At 71.8% G+C, this 15763-nt stretch carries 17 protein-coding genes; 4 read left to right on the top strand and 13 right to left on the bottom strand.

The features are described from left to right. The first annotated feature begins 7 nt into the window (after positions 1-7). Both nudC and E4F25_RS06000 read left to right on the top strand, forming a co-directional pair. Positions 8-931, top strand: coding sequence for an NAD(+) diphosphatase (gene nudC, locus E4F25_RS06005; protein ID WP_140909279.1), 924 nt, complete (start codon positions 8-10; stop codon positions 929-931). An 11-nt stretch (positions 932-942) separates the two neighbouring features. Next, positions 943-1839: a hypothetical protein gene (locus E4F25_RS06000; RefSeq protein ID WP_140909278.1), complete on the top strand. Its 897-nt coding sequence runs from the start codon at positions 943-945 to the stop codon at positions 1837-1839. Positions 1840-1844: 5 nt separating this feature from the next. Here E4F25_RS06000 and E4F25_RS05995 read toward each other — a convergent pair whose 3' ends face one another. Continuing rightward, on the bottom strand, positions 1845-3728 hold the full coding sequence (locus tag E4F25_RS05995; RefSeq protein ID WP_140909277.1) for an MFS transporter: 1884 nt from the start codon (positions 3726-3728) through the stop codon (positions 1845-1847). Between the two features lie 133 nt (positions 3729-3861). On the opposite strand from E4F25_RS05995, the gene E4F25_RS05990 reads away from it, so the two are divergent. Both E4F25_RS05990 and E4F25_RS05985 read left to right on the top strand, forming a co-directional pair. Then, complete coding sequence (locus E4F25_RS05990; protein WP_140909276.1) at positions 3862-4239, top strand: transcriptional regulator; 378 nt, start codon at positions 3862-3864, stop codon at positions 4237-4239. 118 nt (positions 4240-4357) lie between these two features. Then, complete coding sequence (locus tag E4F25_RS05985) at positions 4358-4777, top strand: BON domain-containing protein (protein ID WP_140909275.1); 420 nt, start codon at positions 4358-4360, stop codon at positions 4775-4777. A 26-nt stretch (positions 4778-4803) separates the two neighbouring features. Here the strand turns inward: E4F25_RS05985 and purD are convergent, their stop codons facing one another. From purD to E4F25_RS05925, 12 genes are all read right to left on the bottom strand, one after another. Beyond that, on the bottom strand, positions 4804-6096 hold the full coding sequence (purD, locus tag E4F25_RS05980; protein WP_140909274.1) for a phosphoribosylamine--glycine ligase: 1293 nt from the start codon (positions 6094-6096) through the stop codon (positions 4804-4806). Positions 6097-6149: 53 nt separating this feature from the next. Continuing rightward, positions 6150-7718, bottom strand: a complete 1569-nt coding sequence (gene purH, locus E4F25_RS05975; RefSeq protein WP_140909273.1) for a bifunctional phosphoribosylaminoimidazolecarboxamide formyltransferase/IMP cyclohydrolase — start codon at positions 7716-7718, stop codon at positions 6150-6152. Positions 7719-7720: 2 nt separating this feature from the next. Further along, complete coding sequence (gene fis, locus E4F25_RS05970) at positions 7721-8011, bottom strand: DNA-binding transcriptional regulator Fis (RefSeq protein WP_455423386.1); 291 nt, start codon at positions 8009-8011, stop codon at positions 7721-7723. Positions 8012-8102: 91 nt separating this feature from the next. Continuing rightward, positions 8103-8633: a DUF3426 domain-containing protein gene (locus E4F25_RS05965; RefSeq protein WP_140909271.1), complete on the bottom strand. Its 531-nt coding sequence runs from the start codon at positions 8631-8633 to the stop codon at positions 8103-8105. Between the two features lie 95 nt (positions 8634-8728). Beyond that, the gene (prmA, locus tag E4F25_RS05960) at positions 8729-9646 is read right to left on the bottom strand and encodes a 50S ribosomal protein L11 methyltransferase (RefSeq protein WP_140909270.1); all 918 of its coding nucleotides are present in this window, start codon (positions 9644-9646) and stop codon (positions 8729-8731) included. A 15-nt stretch (positions 9647-9661) separates the two neighbouring features. Further along, on the bottom strand, positions 9662-11044 hold the full coding sequence (accC, locus tag E4F25_RS05955) for an acetyl-CoA carboxylase biotin carboxylase subunit (RefSeq protein ID WP_140909269.1): 1383 nt from the start codon (positions 11042-11044) through the stop codon (positions 9662-9664). Positions 11045-11054: 10 nt separating this feature from the next. Continuing rightward, on the bottom strand, positions 11055-11522 hold the full coding sequence (accB, locus tag E4F25_RS05950) for an acetyl-CoA carboxylase biotin carboxyl carrier protein (protein WP_140909268.1): 468 nt from the start codon (positions 11520-11522) through the stop codon (positions 11055-11057). Between the two features lie 43 nt (positions 11523-11565). Further along, the gene (aroQ, locus tag E4F25_RS05945) at positions 11566-12009 is read right to left on the bottom strand and encodes a type II 3-dehydroquinate dehydratase (protein ID WP_140909267.1); all 444 of its coding nucleotides are present in this window, start codon (positions 12007-12009) and stop codon (positions 11566-11568) included. Positions 12010-12106: 97 nt separating this feature from the next. Continuing rightward, entirely contained in the window at positions 12107-12700 is a 594-nt protein-coding gene (locus E4F25_RS05940) for a TlpA family protein disulfide reductase (RefSeq protein ID WP_246069783.1), read from the bottom strand. Continuing rightward, positions 12697-14889, bottom strand: a complete 2193-nt coding sequence (locus tag E4F25_RS05935; protein WP_140909266.1) for a protein-disulfide reductase DsbD family protein — start codon at positions 14887-14889, stop codon at positions 12697-12699. The genes E4F25_RS05940 and E4F25_RS05935 overlap by 4 nt, the downstream gene beginning before the upstream one ends. Then, positions 14879-15193 (bottom strand): divalent-cation tolerance protein CutA, encoded by a 315-nt coding sequence (gene cutA, locus E4F25_RS05930; RefSeq protein WP_140909265.1) that lies wholly within the window; start codon positions 15191-15193, stop codon positions 14879-14881. The genes E4F25_RS05935 and cutA overlap by 11 nt, the downstream gene beginning before the upstream one ends. Before the next feature lie 4 nt (positions 15194-15197). After that, positions 15198-15614 carry a helix-turn-helix transcriptional regulator gene (locus E4F25_RS05925; protein WP_140909264.1) on the bottom strand — a complete coding sequence of 139 codons (417 nt, stop codon included), beginning with the start codon at positions 15612-15614 and terminating at the stop codon, positions 15198-15200. Positions 15615-15763 lie beyond the last annotated feature (149 nt).

Below are 15763 nucleotides of genomic sequence, written 5' to 3'. Positions count from 1 at the left end.
GCGCGCCTTGCGCGCGACCGACCACCACGACCTCCCGTTCGCGTTCGTGCGCGAGGCGCTCGACCGCGCCGATGCCCTGCGCGACGACGATGCCGCGCTGGCGCGGCTGTGGCCGTCGGCGCGCGTGGTGCTGCTCGAGGACGACGGCCGCGCACTGGCCGACGCCGACGGCCGGCTGTACGCGCCCGAGGGCGCGACCATCGGCGGCGGTCCCGGGACCGCGATCTTCCTGGGCCTGCGCGACGGGCAGGCCTGGTTCGCCCAGCGCGCCGCGACCGCCGGGCCGAGCGCGACGGCCAACGCCGGTGCGCGCGTCGCCCTGCGCGGCGCGGCGTCCACGTGGCCCGCGTTCGACGCCACCGTGTTCGCGCAGGCGCGGGCGGTGCTGCACTGGCATGCGCGGCACCGGCACTGCGGCGACTGCGGCGGCGTACTCGCCTTCGTGCGCGGCGGCTGGCTCGGGCGCTGCACCCGATGCGGCAGCGACCACTATCCGCGCACCGACCAGGCGATCATCGTCGCGGTCACCGACGGCGAGCGGCTGTTGCTCGGGCGCCAGGCGGACTGGCCGCCGCGGCGCTGGTCGGTGGTCGCCGGCTTCGTCGAGCCCGGCGAGTCGCTGGAGCAGACCGTCGCGCGCGAGGTGATGGAGGAAACCAACGTGCGCGTGCGCGAGGCACGCTACCTGGCCTCGCAGCCGTGGCCGTTCCCGGGCGCGCTGATGCTCGGCTTCATCGCCAACGCGGCGCCTGACGAGCCGCGCGCCGGCGAGGAACTGGAGGACGCGCGCTGGTTCACGCGCGACGAAGTGCGCGCCGGCCTGGAGGCCGACTGGCAAGCCGCCGACGCCGCCGGCGAGGGCATCGTGCTGTCGTCCCCGGTGTCGATCGCGCGCTGGCTGGTCGAACGCTGGCTCGACGAAGCCGGGTAAACTCGGGCGCCATGGCCATCACCCTCATCGCCGTCGTCGTCGCACTCGCGCTGGGCCACGCCGCGCCGGCGTTCGCGCGCTCGGTGCGCGAGTACGGCTGGTACGGCAACTGGCTGCGCTGGCTCGACGAAAAGCTGCCCGGCGAGGGCTTCTGGCGCGGCCGCTACGGCATCGCCGTCGCGCTGTTGCCGCCGCTGTTGCTGGTGCTGCTGTTCCAGTTCGCGCTGGACGAGCCGCTGCTCGGCTTCGCCGGGCTGGTGTTCGCGATCGCGGTCCTGTTCTACGCGTGGGGGCCGCGCGATCTCGACGTGGACGTGGACGCGGTGCTGGAGGCCGGGGACCCGGGGTCGCGGCTGGAAGCGGCGCAACGCCTGGGCGCGGCGTCCACGGAGCCGCGCACGCTGGTGGACGCGGTGTTCCTGCAGGCGCAGCGGCGCTGGTTCGGGGTGCTGTTCTGGTTCCTGCTGCTCGGGCCCTTCGGTGCGCTGCTGTACCGGCTGTCCGCGCTGTCGGCGGAAGCGGACGCGCAATCGCTGCTGCCCGCGGAAACCGCGGCCGGCGCGCGCTGGCTGCACGCGCTGCTCGACTGGCCGGTGGCGCAGCTGATGACCCTGGCGATGGCGCTAGCCGGCAACTTCGACACCGTGGTCGGCGCCTGGAAGGACAACGGCGGTGCCGGTTTCAACCCGGAGGCCGGCTTCCTCGCGGCGGCGGGCCGCGCCAGCGTGCGCGCCGAAGTCGCCGAGGACGTGCGCGACTACATGGAAGAGGGCGTCAGCGGCAGTGCCATGGCGGTGCACATGGGCGAGATGCCCGAGCTGCGCGACGCCATGGGCCTGGCCTGGCGCATCCTGCTGCTGTGGCTGGCCGTGCTGGCGCTGTTCGTGCTGGCCGGCTGGGTGGCCTGACGCGCCTACACATCATCCCCGCGCAGTTCGCGCACCCGCAGCTCGATCTCCCTCGCATCCGCGTCCGGTGGCAGCGGGGCGCCGGCGACCAGTTCGATGCGTGCCCGGAAGCGTCGCGGCACCCGCATCCGGCCCAGCCGCGAGTCGCGCCGGCTCCACATGCTGGCCCAAAGGCCGCGCAAGGCCAGCGGCACCACCGGCACCGGCCGCCGCGCCAGGATCCGCTCGACCCCGGACTTGAACGGCGCGATCTCCCCGTCCCTGGTCAGCGAGCCCTCCGGGAAGATCCCGACCAGTTCGCCCGCCGCCAGCGCGGCGTCGATCTCGTCGAACGCGCGCTGCATCAGTGCGGGATCCTCGCGCGCGCCTGCGATCGGGATCGCGCGCGCGTTGCGGAAGATCCAGCTGAGCCCCGGGATGTCGAAGATGCGGTGGTACATCACCCAGCGCACCGGGCGCGGGATCGCGGCCGACAGCACCAGCGCGTCCACGTAGCTGACGTGGTTGCACACCAGCAGCGCCGGCCCGGCGTCGGGGACGTGCTCCTCGACCCCGCGCACGCGCAGCCGGTACAGCACGCGCACCAGCATCCAGCTCAGGAAGCGCATCAGGAACTCGGGCACGATGGTGAAGATCCAAAGCGCCACCAGCGTATTGGCCACCGCCAGCGCCAGGAACAGCTGCGGGATGCTCCAGCCGGCCCACTGGCGCAAGGCCAGGCACAGCAGCGAGGCGGCGACCACGAACGCCGAGTTCTGGATGTTCAGGGCGCCGATGACGCGCGCCAGCTCGTTGCCCGGCGTGCGGCTCTGCACCAGCGCGAACAGCGGCACCACGAAGAAGCCGGTGAACACGCCGATGCCGGTGAGGTCGAGCGCGATGCGCCAGCTTCCCGGCTCGCGCAGGAAGCCTGCGATGTCGAGGCCGGACGCGGCCACGATACCGCTGCGCGCGAAATAGAGGTCGAACAGGAACACGGTCATGCCGGCGGCGCCGAGCGGCACCAGGCCGATCTCCACCGTGCGCGCGGACAGCTTCTCGCACAGCATCGAGCCGGCGCCGGTGCCGATCGAGAACAGCGCCAGCGCGAACACGTACAGGGTGCCGCTGCCGCCCAGGTGCGCCACCGCGTAGTCCGGCAGCTGGGTGGCGAACACGGTACCGACGAACCAGAACCACGAGATGCCCAGGATCGCGTTGCGCACCGCGAGTTGCCTGCGCGCCAGGCGCAGCACCGCGATCGACTCCGGGATCGGGTTCCAGCGCACCTGCAGGTCCGGCGCGCCGGCGCCGGCGGGCGGGATCCAGCGACTGGCGAGGTTGCCCGCGATCGCCAGCGCCACCACCGCGGCGCCCGCCGCCCATGGACCGGCGGTGCCCGCCGCGGCGAACACGAGGCCGCCGGCGATCATCCCCAGCAGGATCGACACCGAGGTGCCCATCTCCACCAGCCCGTTGCCGCCGGTGAGCTCCTCCGGGCGCAGCACCGAGGGCAGGATCGCGTACTTGACCGGGCCGAACAGGGTGGACTGGACGCCGGTGCAGAACAGCGCGACCAGCAGCAGCGGCAGGCTCTGGAGCACGAAGCCGAGCGCCGCGAACGACATGATCGCGATCTCCATCGCGGTGGTGATGCGGATCAGTCGCGCCTTCTCCAGCTTCTCGGCGATCTGGCCGGCGGTGGCGGAGAACAGGAAGTAGGGCAGGATGAACACCGCCGGCGCCAGCGAGGCGTACAGCGTCCGCTGGTCGGCCGGCGCCTGCATCCAGAACAGCAGGCCGATGATGGCCTGGCGGAACACGTTGTCGTTGAACGCGCCAAGGCACTGGGTCACGAAGAACGGCAGGAAGCGGCGTTGCCGCAGCAGCGCGAACTGGCTGTTCCCCATGTGCTTCCCCTCCAGGCCCGGGCCGATTCTACGCGGCCGGCGGGCCCGGCCGGACGCGACCGGAAGCAACATTTACGGTTTCGGAAAACCAATATTTGCGTTCCCGCCGCGCGCGCGGCCTAACGTCGGGTGCATGAAGGACGAGAAGGCCGAGTTCTCCGCCCGCCTGCGCAACGCGCTGGCGGCGGCCGGCATCGAGCAGAGCGCGGCGGTGATCGAGAAGCGCTTCAACGCGCGCTACAACGGCCCGCCGGTCACCGCGCAGGCGGTGTCCATGTGGCTGAACGGGCGCGCGATCCCGCGCCAGGACAAGATGCGCGTGCTTGCGGCGCTGGTGGGACTGAATCCGCACGAGCTGCAGTACGGTGGCCGCCGCCTGGGCGAGGGCCGCGGCATCTGGGACGGGCTGCACGCGCAGGACCGCGCGATGATCGACGCCTACCTCAACCTGCCCGCGGCGCAGCGCCGCCTGGTGCGCGACCTGGTCAGGGAGCTCTCCAGCCGCGGCTGACACGTGCCGCGCTTCGCGCGTGTCCTGTTCTTCCTAGCCCTGTTTTTTCTTCGCGCGGATTTTGCCTTTGCGTTGGCAGCATGGGCCTCCAGCCAATGCAGCAACGGAGGTTCCACGCATGAACGGATTGATGAAGGCCGCCACCGTGTTCGCCGCGGGCGCCGCCGCGATGTATTTCCTCGATCCCGAGGCCGGTCGCCGTCGCCGCGCGCTCGCGCGCGACAAGGGCGTGTCGGCGGCCAACGACCTGGAACAGGGTGCGCGCAGGGTCGCGCGCCGCACTTCCGACCGCGCCCACGGCGCGATGGCGGAAGTGGGTTCGGCGATGGACGACGCACCGGTCAGCGACGAGAAGCTCGAGGCGCGCATCCGCTCGGAACTCGGGCATTTGGTCGACCGGCCGGGCGATATTTCCGTCGAGGTCAACGATGGGCACGTGGTGCTCAGTGGTTCGGCAAGCCCGGACGAAGTCGCGTCCGTCACCCGCGAGCTCGCCGGGATGAACGGCGTCGCCGACGTGGAGAACCGGATGCAATAGCCAGGCGTGCGGCGGCCGCCTCCAAGTCAGGAGGCGGCCCTCTCGCGTTCGATCGCGCGCCAGCCGATGTCGTGGCGGTGGAACTCGCCCTGCCACGAGATCCCTGCGATCTCGGCGTAGGCGCGCTGCTGGGCGTCCGCGACGGTGTCGCCGAGCGCGCACACGCACAGCACGCGCCCGCCGGCGGTCACCACCTGCCCGCCGTCGAGGCGGGTGCCGGCATGGAACACCTTGCTGTCCTCCACGTCCGGCGCGTCCAGCGAGTTGATCGGGTCGCCCGTGCGCGGCTTGCCGGGATAGCCCTCGGCCGCCATGACGACGCCCAGCGCCGGGCGCGGGTCCCACAGCGCGCGGCTGCGCTGCAGGCGCCCGTGCACCGCGTCCTCGACGTGCTGCAGCAGGTCCGATCGCAGCCGCATCATGACTGGCTGCGTCTCCGGGTCGCCGAAGCGCACGTTGTACTCGATCACCTTCGGCGCGCCGTCGGGGCCGATCATCAGCCCGGCGTAAAGGAAGCCGGTGAACGGCACGCCGTCCGCGGCCATGCCGCGCACGGTCGGCGCCACGACCTCGCGCAGGATGCGCTCCTCGATCTCCGGCGTCACCACCGGGGCGGGCGAATAGGCGCCCATGCCGCCGGTGTTGGGGCCGGTGTCGCCGTCGCCGACCCGCTTGTGGTCCTGCGAGGTCGCCATCGGCAGCGCATGGCGCCCGTCCACCATGGCGATGAAGGTCGCTTCCTCGCCCTCGAGGAACTCCTCGATGACCACGCGCGCGCCGGCGTCGCCGAAGGCGTTGCCGGACAGCATGTCGCGTACGGCGGCCTCGGCCTCTTCCAGCGTGGTGGCGACGATCACGCCCTTGCCGGCGGCCAGTCCGTCGGCCTTGACTACGATCGGCGCGCCTTTCTCGCGGATGTAGGCGAGCGCGGGCTCGACCTCGGTGTGCACGGCATGGTGCGCGGTCGGGATGCCGTGGCGTTGCATGAATTCCTTGGCGAAGGCCTTGCTGCCCTCGAGCCTCGCCGCGGCCGCGGTCGGACCGAAGATGCGGTGGCCGCGCGCGCGGAACGCGTCCACCACGCCGGCGACCAGCGGCGCCTCCGGGCCGACCACGGTGAGCGAGATGCCTTCGCGTTCGACCAGGGCCACCAGGCCCTCGATGTCGGTGGCGGCGACGTCCACGTTGCGGCAACCGGGCTCGCGCGCGGTGCCCGCGTTGCCCGGGGCGACCAGCACCTCGCTGCAGCGGTGCGACTGTGCCAGCTTCCACGCCAGGGCATGCTCGCGCCCGCCCGAACCGATGACCAGAACCTTCATCCACGACCCCTGTAGGTGCGGCGCCCGCGCCGCGAGCATCCCGCTAGCGCAGCCTAATGCCTGAAGTGTCGGACTCCGGTGAACACCATCGCGATGCCGTGCTCGTCCGCGGCCGCGATGACCTCGGCGTCGCGCATCGATCCGCCGGGCTGGATCACCGCGCGGATCCCGGCTTCCGCCGCCGCGTCGATGCCGTCGCGGAACGGCAAGAACGCGTCGGAGGCCATCACCGAGCCGGGCACTTCCAACCTGGCGTCGTTGGCCTTGATGCCCGCGATGCGCGCCGAGTACACCCGGCTCATCTGTCCCGCGCCGACGCCGATCGTGTGCCGGTCCTTCGCGTAGACGATGGCGTTCGACTTCACGAACTTGGCCACGCGCCAGGCGAACAGCAGGTCGTCGAGCTGGGCGTCGGTGGGTGCCAGCTTCGTGACCACGCGGAGTTCGTCGCGCGCGACCTCGCGGAGGTCGCTGGTCTGCATCAGCAGGCCGGAGCCGACGCGTTTCACGTCGAAGTTGTTGCGGCCGTCGCCGTGCGGGATGCGCAGCACGCGCACGTTGGCCTTCTTCTTCGCGTACGCCAGCGCCTCGTCGTCGTAGCCCGGGGCGATCAGCACCTCGACGAACTGGCGGTCGAGGATCGCCCTGGCGGTGGCGCCATCCAGCGGCCGGTTGAAGGCGATGATGCCGCCGAACGCCGAGGTCGGATCGGTCGCGTACGCGGCCTCGTAGGCCTCGCCGACGCCGGCCGCCTCGGCCACCCCGCAGGGATTGGCATGCTTGACGATCACGCAGGCGGGCGCGGCGAACTGGCGCACGCATTCCCACGCCGCGTCCGCGTCGGCCAGGTTGTTGTACGAAAGCTCCTTGCCCTGCAGCTGGGTGAAGGTCGCCAGCGTGCCCGGCACCGGCCACAGGTCGCGGTAGAACGCGGCCTGCTGGTGCGGGTTCTCGCCGTAGCGCAGGTCCATGACCTTCACGAAATTGCTGTTCTGCTGGGCGGGGAACAGCCCGCGCTGGCCGTCCTCGCCGAGCGAGGACAGGTAGTCGCTGATGCAGGCGTCGTACTGCGCGACGCGGTTGAACGCGGCCACCGACAGCGCGAAGCGGGTCTTCGCCGACAGCGCGCCGTCGCTGGCGTCGAGCTCGGCGACGATGGCCTGGTACTGCGCCGGATCGGTGGCCACCGCCACGCGGGCGAAGTTCTTGGCCGCCGAGCGGAGCATGGCCGGGCCGCCGATGTCGATGTTCTCGACGATCTCCCCGAGGCTGCTGGACGGGTCTGCGGAGACCTTCTCGAACGGGTAGAGGTTCAGCACCAGCAGGTCGATCGGAGGGATGCCGTGCTCCGCCATCACCGCCTCGTCCAGCCCGGCGCGGCCGAGCAGGCCGCCGTGCACCACCGGGTGCAGGGTCTTGACCCGGCCGTCCATCATTTCCGGGAAGCCGGTGGCCTCGCTGACGTCGGTGACCTCCAGGCCGGCCTCGCGCAGCGCGCGGGCGGTGCCGCCGGTGGAGAGCAGGGTGGCGCCGTGGCGCGCCAGGGCCCTGGCGAAGTCCACCAGGCCGGTCTTGTCGGACACCGACAGCAGCGCGCGGCGCACGCGGACGTGGTCGCCCATGCTCAACCGATCCCGTATTCGCGCAGCTTCTTGCGCAGCGTCGCGCGGTGGATGCCGAGCATCGCCGCGGCCCTGCTCTGGTTGCCTTCGCAGTGGTTGAGCACCTCGGCGAACAACGGGATCTCCAGCTCGCGCAGCGCGATTTCGTAGAGGTCGTTGGCCTCGCAACCGTCCAGGTCGCGCAGGTAGCGGCGCACCGAGTTGGCGACGTGGTCGCGTAGTGGCGGACGCGTGCCCGTGCGGGAGGATTCGGTGCGGTCGACGGCGTTCAAGCTGGGTCCCCGGTGACTCATGACACGCCGCCGGCCGAGCGCCGGCGGGTGGACGAGTCTAGCGCGCCGGGGTCGCACGTGCCACGGCGACGCGCACGGAACCGGGACGCTGTCAGCGGAAATCGAAGGTGAAGGCGACCACGTCCGGGGCCGGCTCGAGGATGTCCATCTCGACCGCGACCTCGGCGCCGCTGGCGATGGTCGGCGGCAGGGTCGCGTCGCCCATGTATTCATCGGGACGGAATGCGCGGGCGCCGACGCGGCGACCGTCGATGTCGGAGAGCGTGAGGACCAACATCGGCCAGGCCTGCTGCCACACCGCGTCGTTGCGGAAGCTGGCGCTTACCCGCAGCACGCCCGGGCGCGTCGGATTGGGACGCACGTCGCGCCGGACCAGGGTGAACGCGGCCGGTTCCCGCCAGGCCGGCAGCTCGCACTGCAGGATGGCGCAGGTCCCGGCCACGAGCGGCCGCCAGGTGGCGTCGGCGGCGAGCCGCTCGCGGTCCGCCAGCAGCACCTGCAGCAGCAACAGCAGCAAGAGCGCAGCGATCGCCACGAACGGGCGCCAGTCGCGCTTCGCGGGTGGCGCATCGGCCGTGTCGGCGACGGGCGGGCGGATGAACGACGGCAGGTGGCGGGCCATGCACGAAGTCTAGTGTAGGAGCGGCGCTGGCGCCGCGACCCGTGGGAGCCGCCATGGCGGCGAGCTTTTGCCTGGTCGCGGCGCCAGCGCCGCTCCTACAAGCGAGTGCCGGTGATGCGGATCCAGTCTTCTTCGCGGGCCGTCTCGAGGTCGGCGAACCATTCGCCGTAGCGGTCCAGTAGCGCGTCCTCCTGGCCGGCGAGGATCCCGGACAGCGCGATGCGGCCGCCCGGTGCCACGCGCGCGGCCAGGGTCGCGGCGAGCGCATCCAGGGCAGATGCCAGGATGTTGGCCACCACCACCGGGTAGGTGCGTGCCGGTTCGTCCTCCGGCAGGAACAGGGCCAGTCGTTCGTCGACCGCGTTGCGGCGGGCATTGTCGGCACTGGCGAGCAGCGCCTGCGGATCGTTGTCCACGCCGGTGGCGCGCGCGGCGCCGAGTTTCAGCGCCGCGAGCGCGAGGATGCCGCTGCCGCAACCGAAGTCGAGGACGTCGGTGCCCTGCAGCAGGCCGTCGTCGGCCAGGCCGTCGAGCCAGCGCAGGCACAGCGCGGTCGTGGGATGGGTCCCCGAGCCGAAGGCCAGGCCGGGATCGAGCCGCACCACCGCGGCATCGCCGGCGTCGGCGCCTTCCGGCAGCTCGCGGTTCCAGGGCACGATCCAGGTGCGCCGCCCGAAGCGCAGCGGCGCGTAGGTGTCCATCCACGCCCGTTCCCAGTCCTGGTCCTCGACCTTGCGGAACGAGGCCGTGGCCCAGTCCAGCCCCGGGTCGAAGCTCTCCAGCGCCGCGAGCAGCAGCAGCCCGTCGGCATCGGCCGGGAACAGCGCGCTCAGGGTGACCGCATCCCACAGCGGCGTCTCGCCGACGCCGGGCTCCAGGATCGCGCGCTCGTTGCCGCTGGCGGCGTCGGCGTCGAGCAGGGTCACCGCAAGCGCTCCGACGTCTTCGAGCGCGCGCTCGCAACGCGGCTGCTCCTGGGCGCGGCAGCGCACCGACAGTTCGAGGAAGGGCATCGCGCGCGCTCCCGGTCAGGCGATCGAGAGCGACTTGTCCTTCTGCTCGGCGAGGCGCTTCTCCAGGTAGTGGATGTTGCGCCCGCCTTCCTGGAAGCCGCCGTCGGCCATGATCCGCTGCTGCAGCGGGATGTTGGTCTTGATCCCGTCCACCACCATTTCGCTGAGCGCCACGCGCATGCGCGCGATCGCGGTGGCGCGGTCGGGCCCGTGCACGATCAGCTTGCCGATCATCGAGTCGTAGTTCGGGGGTACGCGGTAGCCCTCGTAGATGTGCGAGTCCACGCGCACGCCGGGGCCGCCGGGGCTGTGGAAGTGCTGGATGAGGCCGGGCGAGGGCAGGAACGTCTCCGGGTCCTCGGCGTTGATGCGGCACTCGATCGCATGCCCCTCCAGCACGATGTCCTCCTGCTTCAGGGACAGCCTGTTGCCGGCGGCGATGCTGAGCTGCTCGCGGATCAGGTCGACGCCGGTGACCATCTCGGTGACCGGGTGTTCGACCTGGATGCGGGTGTTCATCTCGATGAAGTAGAAGCGGCCGTTCTCGTAAAGGAACTCGAAGGTGCCGGCGCCGCGGTAGCCGATGCGGATGCAGGCCTCGGTGCAGACCTTGCCGATCTCCGCGCGCTGCTCGGCGGTGATGCCGGGGGCGGGAGCCTCCTCGACGACCTTCTGGTGGCGGCGCTGCATCGAGCAGTCGCGCTCGCCCAGGTGGATGGCGTTGCCCTGGCCGTCGGCGAGCACCTGGATCTCCACGTGGCGCGGGTTCTCCAGGAACTTCTCCATGTAGACCATGTCGTTGCCGAACGCGGCCTTGGCTTCCTGCTTGGTGGTGGCGATGGCGTTGGCCAGCGCGGCCTCGGTGTGGACCACGCGCATGCCGCGCCCGCCGCCGCCGCCGGCCGCCTTGACGATCACCGGGTAGCCGATCTCGCGGCCGATGCGCAGGTTCTCCTCGACGTCGTCGCCGAGCGGACCGCCGCTGCCGGGCACGCACGGCACGCCGGCCTCCTTCATCGCGCGGATCGCCTCGACCTTGTCGCCCATCAGGCGGATGGTGTCGGCCTTCGGGCCGATGAACACGAAGCCGGACTTCTCGACCCGCTCGGCGAAGTCGGCGTTCTCGGCGAGGAAGCCGTAGCCGGGGTGGATCGCCTGCGCGTCGGTGACCTCGGCGGCGGCGATGATCGCGGCCATGTCGAGGTAGCTCTGCGCCGACGGCGCGGGGCCGATGCACACAGACTCGTCGGCCATGGCGACGTGCTTGAGGTTGCGGTCGACGGTGGAGTGCACCGCCACCGTGCGGATGCCCAGCGCGTGGCACGCGCGCAGGATGCGCAGCGCGATCTCGCCGCGGTTGGCGATCACGACCTTGTCGAGCTGGATTCGGGCTGGCATGGGGCGCGCCTCAGCCGATCACGAACAGCGGCTGGTCGAACTCCACCGGCTGGCCGCTCTCGATCAGGACCTTGAGCACCGTGCCGGACACGTCGGACTCGATCGGGTTGAACATCTTCATCGCCTCGACGATCGCGAGGGTGTCGCCGGCCTTGACCGACTGGCCCACGGTGACGAACGGCGGCTTGTCCGGCGCCGGCGCGGCGTAGAAGGTGCCGACCATGGGCGAGCGCACGACGGTGCCGTCCGGCAACTGCTCGGCGGCGGGCTTCGGCGCGCCGCCGGTCGCGGCCTGCACCGGCGACTGCATCGGCATCGCCGCCGGCGCGGGGGCCGGCGGCGCCGGCTGCGCATGCGCGACCACGTGGGTGCCGACGCGGGCGAGGCGGACCGACTCCTCGCCCTCCTTGATCTCGATCTCGGCGAGGTTGGATTCCTCGAGCAGGTCGATGAGCTTCTTGATCTTGCGCAGATCCATGGCGGTTCTCTTTGCTTGGATTCGGAATGTGTCTTGTGTCTGGTCAGGCCGGGGCCAGCCGCGCGATCGCGGCGTCCAGCGCGTAACGGTAGCTGTCGGCGCCGAAACCGCTGATCACGCCCACGGCCAGGTCGCTGAAGAAGCTGGCGTGGCGGAAGGGTTCGCGTGCGTGCGGATTGGACAGGTGGATCTCGATGAACGGGATCGCGACCGCGGCCAGCGCGTCGCGCAAGGCCACGGAGGTGTGGGTGAACGCGGCCGGGTTGACGAGGATGAAGCCGGTGCCGTCGCCGGCGGCCGCCTGGACGCGGTCGACCAGCACCGACTCGCTGTTCGACTGCAGGCTCTCGAGCTGGTGTCCCGCGGCCGTGGCGCGCGCGGCCAGGTCGGCGTCGATCTCGGCCAGGGTGGCGCGGCCATAGACCTCCGGCTCGCGGCTGCCGAGCAGGTTGAGGTTGGGGCCGTGCAGGAGCAGCAGTCGGGCCATGGGCCTCGAGCGGAAAGGACAGGGGGCGCAGTCTGCGCGATGCGGTCGATGCTGTCCAGTTCGCCGATGTTCGCCGAAATTCAAGCGAATGTTTGATTCAGGGCCTCGCCCAGTCGTCGATTTCGCCGGCCGAGAAGGGCCCTATCCGCTGCTTCAGCACGCGGCCGTCGGCGGCGACCAGGATCGAATAGGGCAGCACGCCGCGCGGATTGCCCAGGCGCACGCCGGCGTCGGCCGGGCCGGGCGCGTCGAGCAGGATCGGATAGTCCACCGGCACCCGGCGCAGGAAGTCGCGCACCGCCACGGCCTCGTCGAGCGCGATGCCGACTACCTGCACGCCGTCGCTGCCCTGGGCCTCGGCGAAGCGCTGCAGTTCGGGCATCTCCTCGATGCAGGGGCCGCACCAGGACGCCCACAGGTTGACCAGCAGCGGCCGCCCGGCGTGCTCGCCGGGGAATTCCGCGGGACGACCGTCGAGGTCCTGCAGTTGCAGCACCGGGATGGTGTCGCCACGGCGCGCGACGGCCACGCCCGGCGGCGGCTCCGGTGCGGTCGCATCGATGGCCGCACCCAGCAGCCGTTGCCCGGCCTCGGTGCGCCACAGCGGACCGGGCCCTGTGGTCAGCACGCTGGCGACCAGGCCGAGCGTGCCGGCGGCGAGCGCCACCAGCAGGACCCTGCCGTGCTTCACGGGCGCGTGCCGGCCGCGGCGCGGCGCAGCGCGTCGACCACGATGTTGGCGGTGAGCACCGTCGGCAGCACTTCGCCCTCGCCGCCGCCTGCGGGATAGACGATGTAGAACGGCACGCCGACCGCGCCGTGCGCGCCGAGGAAATCGGTGATCCGCGGGTCGGCGCTGGTCCAGTCGCCCTGCAGGAAGACGGCGTCGGCGTCGCGCATCGCGTCCTTGAACGGCGCGCGCGAGAGCACTGCCTTCTCGTTGGCCTTGCAGGTGACGCACCAGTCCGCGGTCATGTCCACGAACACCACGCGGCCCTCGGCGCGCAGTTCCGCGAGCCGCTCGGGCGACCACGGCTCGATGCCATCGGCGCTGGCGGCCGTCGCGGGGGCCGGCACCGGCATCCGCGCCACGATCGCCAACGGCCACGCCGCCAGCAGCAGCAGCGCGAGCGCCAGCACCCGCTGCAGCGGCGCCTTGCGGAAACGCAGCCGCGACAGCCACCACGCGGCCAGCGCCAGCAGCACCAGCCCGCCCAGCGCGATCGCGATCGCGTCCACGCCGCGCTGCTGGCCGAGCACCCACAGCAGCCACACCGCGGTCAGGTACATCGGGAACGCGAGCACCTGCTTGAGCGTGTCCATCCACGCGCCCGGGCGCGGGAGGCGCCGGGCCAGCGCCGGCACGAAGCCGATCAGCAGGAACGGCAGCGCCAGGCCGAGGCCGAGCGCCAGGAACACGAGCATCGCCAAGGCCGCCGGGGCGGTGAAGGCGAACGCCAGCGCCGCGACCATGAAGGGTGCGGTGCACGGGCTCGCGATCACCACCGCGAGCACGCCGGTCATGAAGTCGCCGGCCGGCCCCTGGCGGGCGGCCAGCGACTGCCCGGCGCCGGCCAGGCCGAGGCCGATCGAGAACACGCCCGAGAGGCTCAGGCCGACCGCGAACATCACGTAGGCCAGCACCGCCACCACCAGCGGCTGTTGCAGCTGGAAGCCCCAGCCCAGTGCCTGCCCGGCCGCGCGCAGCGCCAGCACCAGCGCGCCCACCGCGAGGAAGCTCGCGAGCACGCCGGCGGTGTACCAGAGCGCGTGGCTGCGCGCGCGCTCGCCGCTGTCCGCCAGCGACAGCGCCTTCAGCGCCAGCACCGGCAGCACGCAAGGCATCAGGTTGAGGATCACGCCGCCCGCCAGCGCCATCAGCAGCGCCAGCAACAGTCCGGTGCCCGTGGCCGCCGCGGGCCGCGGCGCGGCGTTCCCGGCGGCGGCATCGGCCGCGAGCGCGAGTTCCGCGGCGCTGGCCGCCGGCAGCGACAGCGACACGCTGCGGGTCATCGGCGGATAGCAGATGCCGCCGTCCTGGCAGCCCTGGAAGGTCGCGACCACGCGCACCTCGGCCGGTTCGCCGTCCGCGCGCGACAGCGGCAGCGGCACGTCCACCTGGTCGAAGTAGACGACCTGGTCGCCGAAGTAGTCGTCGTTGTAGCGGGTGCCCTCGGGCCAGCGCGGGGCGCCGGCCGCGACGCCCGCGGCGCCTTCGATCCGGAATCCGCTGCGGTCGCGGTACAGGTAGTAGCCCTCGGCCGGGGTGAAGCGCAGCAGCAGGGTGGTGGCGTCGCCGACGATGGCCTCGAACCCGAAGGCCTGGGCCTCGGGCAACGGCGCGCCGGCACCGACGCCCGGCAGCCTGAGTCCCCGCGGCGCGGCGCCGGGCAGCACCAGGCCGGTGGCGCCGCCGTCCGCCGGAAGGGAGACCGTGAGCGTGCGTTTCTGCGGCGGATAGCAGACGCCGATGTCGGCGCAGCCCTGGTACTTCACCTCGAGCGTGACCGAACCGGCGCCGGCATCCGCGACGCCGGGCAACACCGCCTGCAGCCGTCCGCGGTAGGTCTCGACTTCACCGAAGAACTCGTCGACGTGGCGCTTGCCGTCCGGCATCTGCAACGTCCCGGCGCTGAAGCCCCCCAGCGGTGTCGCCGAGGTGCGGTGCCGGTACAGGTAGTAGCCGTCGGCGATCTTCCACTCGAGCTCGATGCGGTCGCGGGAGGGCGCGCTCGCGGTCAGGGCGAAGGCCTCGTCCACCGGCAACAGGTCGTCCGGATCCGCCGCCAGCGACGGCGCGGCGACCAGCGCGAGCAACGCGCCCGCGACCAGGGCGAGGGCAGGGTGCGCCAGCCATCGGCGCAGGCGGTCAGTTGGCATTGGCAACCCAGTCGAGATAGGCGGGCAGGCCGCCCACGGCTTCGACCGCGAGCAGCTCCGGCAGTTCATAGGGATGCAATTCCAGCAGCCGCGCCTGCAGCGCGTCCATCCGCGCGCGCGTGGTCTTGGCCAGCAGCAGCACCTCGTCGGCGTGTTCGACCGCGCCGTGCCAGCGGTACACCGAATGCACGCCGGGCAGGATATTCACGCAGGCCGCAAGGTTCTCGCCGACCAGCGCTTCGGCGATGCGCTGGCCGATGGCGCGGTCGGGGCAGGTGCACAGGCAGACCAGCACGTCGCTCATCGCTTCACTCCACGGCGCCGCCGCGCGCGCGGCGGCCGGTGCGCTGCTGCGCCAGCTGTTCGGCGAGCTCGAGCAGCGGCACCCGCGACTGCGCGGGCGCATCGCGGAACGCCGAGAGCAGCCGCCGCTCCTGCGGATCGTCCACCAGCAGGGCGTCCACCGCGGCGATCGAATCGAGCGCGTCGCCCGACGGCGTCATCGAGCCGCGCCCGGTGGCCAGCCACTCGAACTGCACGCCGGTGGCCAGCGCGAGCTTGCGCAGGTGGTTGACGCTGGGCTTGCCGCGCTGCGCTTCCCAATGGCTGACCGCGCTGCGCTGCACGCCCAGCTCCAGGGCCAGTTGGGCCTGCGACAGGCCCGCGGCCCGCCGGGCGATCCGGATCCGCTGGGCGGCGGCGGTGGGGCTGGAGAGATCCTGCATCCGGCTATGATAACTCACCCGGTGACCAAGAATAGCCCGTTCTTGTCTAGTTTTGATAGCCGACTGTCAAAACTGTGCAGCTCGCCGCTCATTGCCGGGCATCGAGCGGCAAGTGGCTATCAAAACTAGCCCCCCGTCCTCGTGCGCGC

The organism is Cognatiluteimonas lumbrici, assembly GCF_006476065.1.
GTDB classification, from domain to species: Bacteria; Pseudomonadota; Gammaproteobacteria; order Xanthomonadales; family Xanthomonadaceae; genus Cognatiluteimonas; species Cognatiluteimonas lumbrici.
The sequence above is the reverse complement of the archived record's forward strand: the minus strand, read 5'-3'. Positions and strand labels throughout refer to the sequence as shown.

Coding starts and splice junctions, on each gene's coding strand:
- prmA (WP_140909270.1), bottom strand. CDS start 9,646: ATGCCCTTCCTCGAACTGTCGGTGCGCTGCCGCGCCCAGGAGCAGCCG.
- cutA (WP_140909265.1), bottom strand. CDS start 15,193: ATGAGCGACGTGCTGGTCTGCCTGTGCACCTGCCCCGACCGCGCCATC.
- E4F25_RS06000 (WP_140909278.1), top strand. CDS start 943: ATGGCCATCACCCTCATCGCCGTCGTCGTCGCACTCGCGCTGGGCCAC.
- fis (WP_455423386.1), bottom strand. CDS start 8,011: ATGAGTCACCGGGGACCCAGCTTGAACGCCGTCGACCGCACCGAATCC.
- E4F25_RS05965 (WP_140909271.1), bottom strand. CDS start 8,633: ATGGCCCGCCACCTGCCGTCGTTCATCCGCCCGCCCGTCGCCGACACG.
- E4F25_RS05995 (WP_140909277.1), bottom strand. CDS start 3,728: ATGGGGAACAGCCAGTTCGCGCTGCTGCGGCAACGCCGCTTCCTGCCG.
- accC (WP_140909269.1), bottom strand. CDS start 11,044: ATGCCAGCCCGAATCCAGCTCGACAAGGTCGTGATCGCCAACCGCGGC.
- E4F25_RS05935 (WP_140909266.1), bottom strand. CDS start 14,889: ATGCCAACTGACCGCCTGCGCCGATGGCTGGCGCACCCTGCCCTCGCC.
- purD (WP_140909274.1), bottom strand. CDS start 6,096: ATGAAGGTTCTGGTCATCGGTTCGGGCGGGCGCGAGCATGCCCTGGCG.
- purH (WP_140909273.1), bottom strand. CDS start 7,718: ATGGGCGACCACGTCCGCGTGCGCCGCGCGCTGCTGTCGGTGTCCGAC.
- E4F25_RS05990 (WP_140909276.1), top strand. CDS start 3,862: ATGAAGGACGAGAAGGCCGAGTTCTCCGCCCGCCTGCGCAACGCGCTG.
- E4F25_RS05925 (WP_140909264.1), bottom strand. CDS start 15,614: ATGCAGGATCTCTCCAGCCCCACCGCCGCCGCCCAGCGGATCCGGATC.
- aroQ (WP_140909267.1), bottom strand. CDS start 12,009: ATGGCCCGACTGCTGCTCCTGCACGGCCCCAACCTCAACCTGCTCGGC.
- E4F25_RS05985 (WP_140909275.1), top strand. CDS start 4,358: ATGAACGGATTGATGAAGGCCGCCACCGTGTTCGCCGCGGGCGCCGCC.
- accB (WP_140909268.1), bottom strand. CDS start 11,522: ATGGATCTGCGCAAGATCAAGAAGCTCATCGACCTGCTCGAGGAATCC.